Source organism: uncultured Stenotrophomonas sp. (assembly GCF_963519925.1).
Classification (GTDB): domain Bacteria; phylum Pseudomonadota; class Gammaproteobacteria; order Xanthomonadales; family Xanthomonadaceae; genus Stenotrophomonas; species Stenotrophomonas maltophilia_AE.
Map to the genome: position 1 here is coordinate 1 of NZ_CAUQPH010000111.1, position 12109 is coordinate 12109.

Genomic DNA, 12109 nt, shown 5'->3' on the forward strand with positions numbered 1-12109 from the left:
GCCCTGCGCACGCAGCGCGCTTGCGGCGGTGACGGTGTAGCCGGCGCCCTCCAGGCGTTGCAGCTGGGCCGGCGCGGGAATGAGCGGCAGCGAGCCGGGCAGGGCACGCGGGCCTTCCGGTGCCTGGGCGTCGGTGGCATGGGCCAGCGGCGCGAGGGAAAGTGCCAGTGCCAGTGACAGCAGCGACGGCGAGGTACGACGGATGTGGATGGGCATCGGGTCATTCCTTTATTGCGGATTCGTTGTGCCGGCATCTGCCTGGCAGCGAAGCAAAAAACGGGCCCGGAAGTCCGGGCCCGTTCTGCAGGTTACGCTTGTGACGTTGGGATCAGAACTTGAAGTGCACGGTGGCCATGTAACGACGGCCGCTCTTGTACTTGCCGGCAATATGTTCCTTGTCGCCCAGGTACTGGAAGTAGGTCTCGTCCAGCAGGTTCTGTGCGTCCAGGCTCAGCGACCAGTTCTCGTTGAAGGTGTAACCGAAGCTCGCACCCAGTTCGGCATAGTCGTCCACGCTGGCCGGCGCTGCACCGGCGACGTAGCCACCGGCCAGGTAGCTGTCGCGCCAGTTGTAGGTCAGACGTGCGTTGATCGGGCCCTTTTCATAGTACGGGCTGATGGCAACCGAATTGCGGGACTGGTAGGGCAGGGGATCGCCACTGTTGTTCTCGCCGTTGGCATACGTGTAGTTGGCAGTCAAGCCGAGGCCGCTTTCACCAAAGGCCTGCTGGAAGCTCAGGTTGAAGCCCTTCACGTGGCCGCTGCCGGCATTGCGCGGACGCTGGATGCTGTAATCGCAGTATCCGTCAGCGGTGCAGCCGTTGGTGCCCACGATGTTCTGCCAGGTGGCCGGCGAGGTATCACGGATCGAGTTGTACTGACGCTCGATAGTGGCCGAGGTGTCGATGTAGTTGTCGATCTTTTTGTAGAACACCGACCAGGCGACGACCGACTGCGGCTGGAAGTAGTATTCGGCCGAGGCGTTGTAGTTCCACGACTCATACGGCGACAGCGCCGCATTACCACCGCTGCCGGTCAGCTGGGTGTCGTTGAGGAAGGTGTTGTTGACCATCTGGTTGTATGGAGCCCAGGCGATTACCTTCGCTGCCGCGAAACGGAACACCCAGTCATTGTCGGTGTCCCATGCCAAGCTCAGCGACGGCAGGACGAAGTCCTCCGACTTGGTCTGGGTCTGCCATTTGCTGTCCAGGTCATCCAGGGTCGGGGTGCCGCCGTAGACGAAACCGCTGCCCTTCGTCTTGGAGTCCACGTAGCGCACGCCGACGTTGCCGCGCAGCGGGCCGTTGGAGAAGTTCAGCTGGGCGTAGGCGGAGTTGTTGGTCTGCTGCAGCGCCCAGCTGTTGTTGAGGTAGCTGGACGGATCCGGATTCGCGTAGTCCAGCGGGCTGCCCTTGACCCAGTTCAGCACGTTGTCGCGTCCAGCCTGGACGTGGTGGGCCTGGCTGTCGCCAAAGCCGTAGCCGTCGATATCGGTCAGGCCGATCGTGCCCACATCGGCCAGGCTGCCCGGGCGCACGCCTCCGTAGACGTTGAGCTGGAAGTCTTCATCATGCTTGCCGTGGCGCACGCCAAACTGCAGCTGGTTGAACACGCTGTCGAACTGGACGTTGAAGTCCAGCTGGGCGTACGTGTCCTTGCTCTCGGTGGAGAAGATGCCGTTGTTGCCGAACCAGCCGCCCGCGGAGTTCCAGTTCGCCGGATTGCGCGCCGCGTCCGGGTTGTCAAAGGACAGGCCCTTGTCGATGCTCCAGCTGTAGGCACCGTTGTAGAACGGCTCGATAAAGTACTGGGCCAGGTCCTTGTTCTCGGACTTGCTCTGGCCAACCTGGCCACTGACACCCCAGGTGTCACCACGCCAGGCACCGCGCAGGTCCAGCCCCTTCGTGGTGACTTCCGATTCGCGCACGTTGTTGTCGTAGATGACCGTGCCGCTGTTGGCGGTCGCGCTGGCATTGGAATGGCCGCTGGTTGCCACGCCGTTGCGTACGTTGCCGAGCTGGTCCACGGCCCCGACAGTGCCCGGGTTCCAGGTCAGGAAGGAGTACATCGACTGGTTGTAGTTGTCGAAGTTTTCCTTGATGTACAGGCCGCTGAGGTTGAATTCCAGTTCGTCGGTCGGCTTGAACTGCAGGTTCACCACGGCGCTGTCGCGCTTGCGCTCCTGCTGGAACCACGCGGCATTGATCGAGTTTGGCACATCGACGTCTCCGGCCACGCCGGTGGCGTTGGCGAAGGTCGACGCCTTGGCGTAGCCGAACACCTCGATGCCCTGACGGTCCACGGCCTCTTCGTAGTGCTGCGCCGACACCGCGATACCGAAGGTCTCGTCGTCGTTCTTCCAGCTGTAAAGCGCAGAGGCATTGGGCTTGCCTTCGCTGGCCTGCTGGCTGTAGCTGTAACCAATGGAGGCAGCCACTTCATTCTGCTTCAGGTCGAGCGGCTGACGGGTGTGCATGAGCACTGTGCCGCCGAGGCTGCCTTCGGTGAGGCGGGCTTCGGAGGACTTGAGGATTTCGGCACGGCCCAGAATTTGCGGTGCCAGCAGGGTGTAGTCGAAGCCGCGATTGGGCTGTTCGCCGTACAGCCAGATGGCCTGCGCCACCGGGTGGTTGTCCAGGAAGGTCAGATTGAGGCTGGGGTCGGTACCGTCAATGCTGACGCGCTCGCCCTGGCCGAAGCGACGGTCAAGCGTCACACCCGGAATCTGCGAGAGCGCCTCGGCAACGTTGGTGCTGGGGAACTTGCCGATGTCCTCGGCGGTGATTGCTTCAGATACCCCGACATTGTTGCGCTTGGTATCCAGCGAGCGCTCAAGACTGGCGCGGATACCGGTAACGGTCACCGTGTCCAGGTCGGTCGCGGAGGGCTGTGCGTCCTGCGCGTGGGCGCCGAAGGCGATACAGCTGAAAATGGCTGCCGAAAGCAGGCTCTTGCGGTGGTTCATGATGTCTCTCCTCATCAATCGTTGTGCGCCAGCGACGGCGTGCGGTTTGCGATGCGTGCGACCTTTGCCCAGCGCCCGTTGCCGGAACGCGCCTTGCTTTTTCAAACGTCGGTTCGGCCGAGATACCAGCTTGCGGCGCCGATGACGCCCAACTGCCCGTGCTCGACCACCTTCACGGGAATGCGTTCCAGCGCCTCGCGCATCGGCCCCTTGTTGAGGTAGCGGGCGACGAAAGTGCTGTTCAACAGGAATTCGCGGATCTGCGGCAGGATCCCGCCCGCCAGGTACACGCCACCGTGGGCGCCGTACTGCAGGGCCATGTCGCCGATGGTGCTGCCGAGCAGGCCGCAGAACACTTCAAGGCTCTGCCGCGCCAGCACGTCCTGGTTGCTGACCGCCGCGGCGGTGATGGCGTCGGGCGTGGCCAGCACGGCCGGCTGGTCTTCGATCGCGCACAGTGCGCGGTAGAGATTCATCAGGCCTGGGCCGGACAGCGCATGTTCGACCGAGACGTGCGCGAGCTCGCGCTGCATCTGCCGCACGATCGCCATTTCCAGTTCGGTACTCACCGCCAGCGTCGGCTGGCCGGCTTCGGTGGCCAGCACCACCGCGCCATGCGCGGTCGGGATCCACAGCGCCGCACCCAGCCCGGTGCCCGGGCCGACCACCAGGGTCGGGCCGCGCGGGGCGGTGGCCGGGCCGGTCAGCTGCAGTACGCCACTGGCATCGACCTGCGCGGCGGCGTAGGCCACGGCTTCGAAGTCATTGACGATGTACACCGTTTCCAGGCCGAGGTCGGCCTCGATCTGGCGCGCCGACAGCGGCCACGGCACGTTGGCGGTGATCACCGTGCCGTCTTCGCGGGCATACCCGGCGGTGGCCACCACGCAATGCGCGGGGCGCTCGCCGTCGGCGATGAAGGCCTGCAGGATCGCGCTCAGCCCGGCGTAGTCGGCATTGCGGAACTTGCGGTATTCCAGCAGCTGGACCGGATGGGCCGGGTCCTGGCTGGCCTGCACACGGGCCACGCGGACATGCGTGCCACCCACGTCGGCCGCCAGGAACGGCGGCATCGTGAGGGGGGCGTTGGCCGATACGGCGTGGGCGGCTGCGGTCACACGGGCTCCCTTGGGATACGTACGGCCAGGTCTGGCCCCGGCGATTGAGCGGAGTCTGTAATCGTTCTGACAACGATGTCAACGATAACCTCACACTTTCGATGCTGCGCCGCAACGACCTGCGTCACAAGAAAACGTTTTCAGCCCCGCGCCGTCAAGATTTCGTAAAGCCGTTGCAATCACTGGCCGCGTGAAGGCACGGCGGGGGCTGGCGGCGTTTCTGCGCAGGTGCAGCACGGCGTTTTCCGCGGTCGGCGCGGAAACCAGTTGTTGACAAAGCCGGGCAGCCCATCGAATAAATGTGACAACGTTGTTCCCAGCCACTCTTCCGACGCCGCCCGCGTGCCGTCGATGCAGGAGCCTTCCAGATGTCTGTCGTGCCTGCTGCTTCCGCGCGTTCGAGCGTGGCCACCTCGATCCTCATCATCGGGGTGCTGTTCTTCCTGATCGGCTTCTTCACCTGGCTCAACGGCCCGTTGATCACCTTCGTCAAACTGGCCTTCGAGCTGGACGAGGTGGGCGCGTTCCTGGTGCTGATGGTGTTCTACCTGTCCTACTTCTTCCTGGCCCTGCCGGCCTCGTGGATCCTCAAGCGCACCGGCATGAAGAAGGGCCTGAGCCTGAGCCTGCTGGTGATGGCGGCCGGCGCGGTGGTGTTCGCCCACTTTGCCCAGCAGCGCTGGTACCCCGGTGCACTCAGCGGCCTGTTCATCATCGGCAGCGGCCTGGCCCTGCTGCAGACCGCGGTGAACCCGTACATCAGCATCCTCGGCCCGATCGAGACCGCCGCGCGGCGCATCGCGCTGATGGGTATCTGCAACAAGATCGCCGGCATCCTGGCCCCGCTGCTGATAGGTACGCTGGTGCTGCACGGCATCGGCGACCTCTCCGAGCAGGTCGCTGCCGCCGATCCGGTGGCCCGCAACGCTCTGCTGGACACCTTCGCCGCCAAGATCCAGATGCCGTACATGGCCATGGCCGGCTTGCTGGTGGTGCTGGCGGTGGGCGTGCTGTTCTCGCCGCTGCCCGAGCTGAAGACCGCCGAAGCCAATGCAACGCCGGCGCGCGCGCCCGGCCTGGCCGAGCGCACCAGCATCTTCCAGTTCCCGCACCTGTGGCTGGGCGTGCTCTGCCTGTTCGTCTACGTGGGCGTGGAAGTGATGGCCGGTGACGCCATCGGCACCTATGGGCATGGCTTCAACCTGCCGCTGGACCAGACCAAGCTGTTCACCTCCATCACCCTGGGCGCGATGCTGGTGGGCTACGTGGCCGGCCTGGCGCTGATTCCGCACCTGGTCTCGCAGCAGCGCTACCTGAGCATTTCGGCCAGCCTGGGCGTGCTGTTCTGCATCGGCGCCCTGTTCACCCACGGCTATGTGTCGGTGGGCTTCGTCGCCGCGCTGGGCTTTGCCAACGCCATGATGTGGCCGGCGATCTTCCCGCTGGCCATCCGTGGCCTGGGCCGTTTCACCGAAACCGGGTCGGCGCTGCTGGTGATGGCCATCGCCGGTGGCGCGATCATCCCGCAGGCCTTCGCGGTGCTGAAGCAGCACTTCGACTTCCAGTGGGTGTTCGCGGGCCTGATGGTGCCGTGCTACCTGTACATCCTGTTCTACTCCCTGCGCGGCCACCGGATCGGCCTGCCCCGCGACGGGCAGTGATCGGCGATCATGGACGCCCAACCGGTGAGCCAGGAAAAGAGCATGCGTAGAGCGACCATCAAGGATGTCGCCGAACGGGCCAAGGTGTCGTTGAAGACCGTCTCGCGGGTCATCAACAACGAACCGTCGGTGATGCAGGCCACGCGCGCGCGCGTGCTGCGCGCGATCGCCGAGCTCGATTACGAGCCGGATCCCGCGGCGCGCAACCTGCGCACCGGCACCACCTTGGTGATCGGGCTGGTGTACGACAACCCGAATCCGTACCACATCATAGGCGTGCAGAACGGCGTGCTCGCCGCCTGTCGTGAAACCGGCTTCGGGCTGCAGATCCATCCCTGCGATTCCAGCTCGCCGATGCTGGCCGAGGAACTGGCCGACTGGGTGCAGCGTTCGCGCCTGGCCGGGCTCGTGCTGACCGCGCCGATGTCCGAGCGCCGCGATCTGGTCGCGGCACTGACCGCGCGCGGCATCAAGCTGGTGCGCATCATCGCCGCCACCGCCGATCCGCAGGACGGCGCGTGCGTGTTCGTGGACGACCGCGAGGCCGCCTACGAAATCACCGAACACCTTATCCAGCTCGGCCACCAGCGCATCGGCTTCCTCTGGGGCGGTTCGTCGCATCGCTCCAGCGGTGAGCGCCATGCCGGCTACGAAGCGGCGCTGCGCGACTACGGCATTCCGCACGACAAGCACCTGGTGGTGCAGGGCGACTACACCTTCGACGACGGCTTCCGCGGCGCACGGCGCCTGCTGGCGCTGCGCGAACCGCCCACGGCGATCTTCGGTTCCAATGACGAAATCGCCGCCGGCGTGCTGGCTGCGGCCAAATCGGCGGGCATGAACGTTCCGTACGACCTGTCCATCGCCGGCTTCGAGGACAGCCCGTTCTCGCGCCAGTCGTGGCCGCCGCTGACCACCGCCAAGCAGGCGACCGAAGACATCGCCCGGCATGCCGCGCGCCTGCTGATCGCGCAGCTGCGCAGCGATGCCTACGACGACGCGCCGCTGCAGCTGCAGAACCAGGGCTTCGTGCCGCAGCTGATCGTGCGCGGTTCCACCGCGCCGATGCGGCCGCTCGCTGCCCGCCCTCCCACTCCTGAAACCACCTGAGTCCCGCATGTCCCTGCCAGCCCCGCACGACACCCTGATGTTCCGCGAAGCCGCCGAAGCGGCCGACGTGATCGCTGCGCAGTTCGTGCGCAACGAAGCGACGGTGCAGACGCTGGCCGCGACCCTGCGCGCGGCGCCGCCGCCGTTCGTGGTGACCTGCGCGCGGGGCAGTTCTGACCATGCCGCCACCTATGCGAAGTACCTGCTGGAAACCAAGCTGGGCCTGGTCACCGCGTCGGCCTCGCCGTCGGTGGGGTCGGTGTATGAATCACCGCTGCAGCTGCGCGGCGCGCTGTACATCGTGATTTCGCAGTCCGGGAAGAGCCCGGACCTGCTGCGCAACGCCGAGGCCGCGCGCGCGGCGGGCGCGCGCGTGGTCGCGCTGGTGAACGTGGAAGACTCGCCGCTGGCACAGCTGGCCGAAACGGTCATCCCGCTCGGCGCCGGCGCCGAGCGCAGCGTGGCGGCGACCAAGAGCTACCTGGCCTCGCTGTCGGCGCTCCTGCAGCTGGTCGCGTACTGGAGCCAGGACGCGGGGCTGATCGCCTCGCTGCGCACCTTGCCCGACGCACTGCGCCAGGCATGGAACAGCGACTGGTCCGCCCTGACGGATGGGCTGGTGCCGGCGCACAACCTGTTCGTGGTCGGCCGTGGCCTCGGCCTGGGCGCGGCCCAGGAAGCGGCGCTGAAGTTCAAGGAAACCTGTGGCCTGCACGCCGAGGCCTACAGCTCGGCCGAGGTCAAGCACGGCCCGATGGCCTTGGTCGGTCCCGGCTTCCCGGTGCTGGCGTTTGCGCAGCCGGATGAAACCGGCGCCGGCACCCGCGCGGTGGCGGCCGAGTTCGCCGCACGCGACGCACAGGTGTGGCTGGCCGCTCCCGACGGCGACCTGCCGCTGCCGCAGGCGCCGCACCCGGCCTGCGCCCCGCTGCTGGCGGTGCAGGCGTTCTACAAGGCGATCAATGCGCTGGCGCTGCGCCGCGGCCACAATCCGGACCTGCCGCCGCACCTGAACAAGGTCACGGAGACCGTCTGATGAAGTCCGTCCTGCGCAACGCCCGCATCCTCACCGCCGACGGCTTCCGCGATGACCTTGCGCTGGTGATCGAGGACGGGCGCATCACCGCGCTGGTGTCCGATGTTGCTCCGCAGCTGGGCAGCGCGGCCGAACAGGTGGACCTGGGCGGCGGCTGGCTGCTGCCCGGTTTCATCGATGCGCAGGTCAATGGCGGCGGTGGCGTGTTGTTCAACAACACGCCCGATGTGGAGAGCCTGCGCACGCTGGCGGCGGCGCACCGCCGCTTCGGCACCACCGCGCTGCTGCCGACGCTGATCAGCGATGACGCCGAGGTAATGCGCAAGGCCATCGATGCCACGCGTGCGGCGATCGAACAGGGCGTCCCCGGCGTGATCGGCATCCACCTGGAAGGTCCGTACATCGCCCCGGCGCGCAAGGGTACGCACGACGCGAACAAGTTCCGCGTGCCGGACGCCGACGAGATCGCGATGGCGGCCTCGCTCGACAATGGCGTGACCCTGCTGACCCTGGCGCCGGAGCGGGTGCCGCTGGAGAGCATCCGCGCCCTGGTCGAACGCGGGGTGATCGTGGCCGCCGGGCATACCGCGGCCACCTATGAGGAAGCGCGCGCTGGACTGGACGCGGGCATCCGCGGCTTCACCCATCTGTACAACGCGATGTCGCCGCTGACCGGGCGCGAGCCCGGCGCGGTCGGTGCGGCGCTGGAAGACCGCGACAGCTGGATCGGCATCATCGCCGACGGCGTGCACGTGCATCCGGGCAGCCTGCGCGTTGCGCTGGCCGCCAAGCCCTCCGGCAAGGTCATGCTGGTCACCGACGCGATGTCGCCGGTGGGCGCCGACAGTCCCAGTTTCGAGTTGTATGGTGAGGTGATCACGGTCGTCGATGGCGTGGTCCGCAACGCGGCCGGTGCGCTGGCCGGCTCGGCGCTGGACATGGCCACCGCGGTGCGCAACGCGGTGAACCTGCTCGGCCTGCCCCTGGACGAAGCCGCGCGCATGGCCTCGCGCTACCCGGCCCGGTTCCTCAACGTGGACGACCGCCTTGGCGAGATCGCCGCCGGCTACCAGGCCGACCTGGTGCTGCTGGACGACGCGCTGCAGGTGCGTGCGACCTGGATCCGCGGACAGCGCGAGGACGCATGAGCGCATCCTCCGCTGCGCGCATGGGCTCCATCGATGCCCTGCGTGGCCTGACCGTGGCGGCGATGCTGCTGGTCAACAACCCCGGCGACTGGGGTCACGTGTATGCACCCCTGCTGCATGCGGAATGGCACGGCTTCACCCCTACCGACCTGATCTTCCCGCTGTTCCTGTTCATCGCGGGCGTGTCGATGGCCTTCAGCCTGGAGCCCCGCGCCATCGATGTGTCAGCGCGACCGCTGCTGGGCCGCACCTTGTTGAAGCGCGCGCTGCGCATCCTGCTCGCGGGTGCGCTGCTGCACGTATTGGCCTGGTGGCTGTTCGAGCTGCCTGCATACCGGCTGTGGGGGGTGCTGCAGCGCATCGCGGTGTGCGTGGCGGTGGTGGGCCTGCTGGCGATCCACACCCGCGCACGTACGCAGTGGGCGGTGCTGGGCGGCCTGCTGCTCGGGTATGCGGCACTGCTGCTGGGTGCCGATACGCTGGCGCCGTGGCTCAATCCGGTCAGCCGGGTGGATACCGCGCTGTTCGCACCGTTTCTGTACAAGTACGACGCCGTGACCCGGCTCGGGCACGATCCAGAAGGCCTGCTCAGCACCGCCGGGGCGCTGTCGACCACCCTGCTGGGCCTGATCGCCGGCCGCTGGCTGCGCGCGGGGCGGCTGGGTGCGCTCGGCGGCGTGGCGCTGATGCTGCTCGGAGCGGGTCTGCTGCTGGCACCGCTGCTGCCGTTGAACAAGAACCTGTGGACGCCCAGCTACGTGCTGTTGACCGGCGGGTTGTCGATCGCCGCCCTGCTGCTGGGGCACCAGCTGGTCGACCGCTGGCACTGGCCTGCACTCGGTCGACGCTTCGGCGTCAATGCCATCGCCGCCTACCTGGGCTCCTCGGTGATGGCGTTGGTGCTGATCGCCAGCGGGGCGTGGGCGGCGTGTTACACGATGCTGGCCAACGCAGTGCCCGGCCAGCCGGCACTCGCGTCGCTGCTGTGCGCAGTGGGGTTCGTGGCGTTCTGGTGGATCATCGCGTGGGCGCTGGACCGCCGCCGGATATACCTGAAGATATGAATACGCTGGCGGCGGTGTCGATTATCCAAAAGCCGTCGAAATTTTACCTCCGCCTCACATCCGGACAGTAAAAGTAGCCTCGCCGGGCTGCGTTAGGTCACGGGGGACGCATCGGCACACCGTAATTCCCTTTTCTGGAAAAGGAACGGTCCATGCGTCCCATGAATGCGACTCCGCCACCTTCCCGTCTGGCGGCAGGCATCGCGCGCAGCCTGCGCGTGGCCTGCGGCGGCCTCCTCCTCGCCACCACCACCGGCCCGGCCTGGGCCGGCTGCGATACCACGGCCCCCACGACCGGGCAGACCGTTACCTGCACGGCAGCGGCGCCGAGTCCGCAGACCACGCCCATCGCCAGCGTGCCGGGCTCGAGCAATGTCACCGTCAACGTGCAGGCTGGCGCCCAGCTCGGCATCGCCAGCGGCGCTGCGATCGCTTTGGACGGCGGCAGCGGACACCGCATCGACAACAGTGGCAGCATCACCAGCGCCAGCGGCGTCGGCATCCTCACCAACGCGGCGACCACGGTGGTGAACCGCGGCGTCATCAGCGGCAGCACCGCCGGCATCATCTTCGGCGCCGGCGCCGACCGCCTGGACATGCTGGCGGGCAGCATAAGCAGCAGCGTCCTGCAGGGCGCAGGCAATGATGCCATCACCCTCAGTGGCGGCACCGTCGGCAGCATCGACCAGGGCGCCGACGCGGACAGCCTGCAGGTCTCGGGCGGTACCGTGTCCGGCACCGTGCAGCAGGGCTCGGGCATCGATACCTTCCTGATGACCGGCGGCAGCATCGGCGCGTTGCTGCAGGGCGATGGCCTGGACCGCTTCCGCATGACCGACGGGCGCATCGTCGGCGCGTTCGATGACGGCGATTACGGCGAAATGACCGGCGGCCGCATCGGCCGGGTCAACATGAAGCTGGAAGACAACACCTTCCTGATGTCCGGCGGCACCATCGACGGCAACCTGGTCACCGGCTTCGGCAACGACACCATCGTGCTCTCCGATGGCTACATCGGCGGCAACATCAGCGTCAGCGGCGGCAACGACGCGGTCACCATCACCGGCGGCACCGTGCGCGGCGAGATCCGCCTCAGCTTCGGCAACGACCGCTTCGACTGGAGCGGCGGCGGCGTGGTGCACGGCCTGGTCGATTCCGGCGAAGGCGACGACACCGCCACGCTGGCCAACCTCAACGTCTCGCACCTGGGCGCGTTGCCAGGGTTCGACGGCGGTCTGGGCACGGACAGGCTGAACATGGACAACGTCAAGACCAACGGCGTCGCGCGTTTCACCGGCTGGGAATCGATGGCGCTGGCCAACGACAGCCAGCTGACCTTCGACGGCGACCTGCGCTTGGGCGATACCGGCAGCGGCAGTGGCGCACTCGACGTAGACGCGACCAGCACGCTGTTCGGAGGTGGGGTCAATGCCAGCGTCGTCGGCTTCAACGCGGCGCTGCCGGTGAACGTGACCAATGCCGGCCGCATCGACCTCACCAACGGCGGCGGCGGCGCCGGCGATGCGTTCACCATCGCCGGCAATTACACCGGCAACGGCGGTGCGCTGTACCTGGACACCGTGCTGGGCGCCGACGATTCCGCGTCGGACCGGCTGGTGATCTCCAACGGCGTGGCCAGCGGCACCACCGGCGTGGGCATCCTCAACGCGGGCGGTGCCGGTGCCGAGACCGTGGCCGATGGCATCCTCGTGGTGCAGGCGATCAACGGCGCCAGCACCAGCGCGAACGCGTTCGCGCTGTATGCGCCGGTGGCCGCCGGTGCATTCGAATATTTCCTGTTCAAGGGTGGCGTCAGCGCAGGGAGTGGCGAGAACTGGTACCTGCGTTCGACCCTGGTCAACGATGTGGTTCCCGCGCCAGCCGCACCGCCCATCGGTCTGGGCTCGGTGACCCCCGAGCCACCGCCGCCGGAGGCGCTGGGGGCGCCGCCGCCTGAGCTGCCGCCGCCCCCCTCGCCGGATGTCCCCGAAAACCCCGACCCGGTGG

General features: G+C 67.2%; 8 protein-coding genes and 1 pseudogene. 6 read left to right on the top strand and 3 right to left on the bottom strand.

Going from position 1 to position 12109, the window contains the following annotated elements; genetic code table 11:
- The 3 genes from RWO33_RS15635 to RWO33_RS15645 form a co-directional block, all read right to left on the bottom strand.
- A partial coding sequence (locus RWO33_RS15635) for a hypothetical protein (protein ID WP_314106071.1) occupies nucleotides 1-216 on the bottom strand: 216 nt, incomplete at its 3' end.
- A 112-nt stretch (nucleotides 217-328) separates the two neighbouring features.
- Nucleotides 329-2965 carry a TonB-dependent receptor gene (locus RWO33_RS15640; RefSeq protein ID WP_314106072.1) on the bottom strand — a complete coding sequence of 879 codons (2637 nt, stop codon included), beginning with the start codon at nucleotides 2963-2965 and terminating at the stop codon, nucleotides 329-331.
- 101 nt (nucleotides 2966-3066) lie between these two features.
- Entirely contained in the window at nucleotides 3067-4083 is a 1017-nt protein-coding gene (locus RWO33_RS15645) for a glucokinase family protein (protein WP_314106074.1), read from the bottom strand.
- A gap of 368 nt (nucleotides 4084-4451) precedes the next feature.
- On the opposite strand from RWO33_RS15645, the gene RWO33_RS15650 reads away from it, so the two are divergent.
- From RWO33_RS15650 to RWO33_RS15675, 6 genes and pseudogenes are all read left to right on the top strand, one after another.
- Nucleotides 4452-5744 (top strand): sugar MFS transporter, encoded by a 1293-nt coding sequence (locus RWO33_RS15650; RefSeq protein WP_145479186.1) that lies wholly within the window; start codon nucleotides 4452-4454, stop codon nucleotides 5742-5744.
- Between the two features lie 42 nt (nucleotides 5745-5786).
- The gene (locus tag RWO33_RS15655) at nucleotides 5787-6854 is read left to right on the top strand and encodes a LacI family DNA-binding transcriptional regulator (RefSeq protein WP_102945433.1); all 1068 of its coding nucleotides are present in this window, start codon (nucleotides 5787-5789) and stop codon (nucleotides 6852-6854) included.
- Nucleotides 6855-6861: 7 nt separating this feature from the next.
- The gene (locus tag RWO33_RS15660; protein WP_314106077.1) at nucleotides 6862-7890 is read left to right on the top strand and encodes an SIS domain-containing protein; all 1029 of its coding nucleotides are present in this window, start codon (nucleotides 6862-6864) and stop codon (nucleotides 7888-7890) included.
- Complete coding sequence (nagA, locus tag RWO33_RS15665) at nucleotides 7890-9038, top strand: N-acetylglucosamine-6-phosphate deacetylase (RefSeq protein ID WP_314106080.1); 1149 nt, start codon at nucleotides 7890-7892, stop codon at nucleotides 9036-9038. The genes RWO33_RS15660 and nagA overlap by 1 nt, the downstream gene beginning before the upstream one ends.
- Complete coding sequence (locus RWO33_RS15670) at nucleotides 9035-10102, top strand: heparan-alpha-glucosaminide N-acetyltransferase domain-containing protein (RefSeq protein ID WP_314106082.1); 1068 nt, start codon at nucleotides 9035-9037, stop codon at nucleotides 10100-10102. Before nagA ends, RWO33_RS15670 begins: the two co-directional genes overlap by 4 nt.
- 152 nt (nucleotides 10103-10254) lie before the next feature.
- Nucleotides 10255-12109 (top strand): annotated as a pseudogene (locus RWO33_RS15675) (autotransporter outer membrane beta-barrel domain-containing protein); the annotation flags it as partial.

Coding starts and splice junctions, on each gene's coding strand:
- RWO33_RS15640 (WP_314106072.1), bottom strand. CDS start 2,965: ATGAACCACCGCAAGAGCCTGCTTTCGGCAGCCATTTTCAGCTGTATC.
- RWO33_RS15650 (WP_145479186.1), top strand. CDS start 4,452: ATGTCTGTCGTGCCTGCTGCTTCCGCGCGTTCGAGCGTGGCCACCTCG.
- RWO33_RS15655 (WP_102945433.1), top strand. CDS start 5,787: ATGCGTAGAGCGACCATCAAGGATGTCGCCGAACGGGCCAAGGTGTCG.
- RWO33_RS15660 (WP_314106077.1), top strand. CDS start 6,862: ATGTCCCTGCCAGCCCCGCACGACACCCTGATGTTCCGCGAAGCCGCC.
- nagA (WP_314106080.1), top strand. CDS start 7,890: ATGAAGTCCGTCCTGCGCAACGCCCGCATCCTCACCGCCGACGGCTTC.
- RWO33_RS15670 (WP_314106082.1), top strand. CDS start 9,035: ATGAGCGCATCCTCCGCTGCGCGCATGGGCTCCATCGATGCCCTGCGT.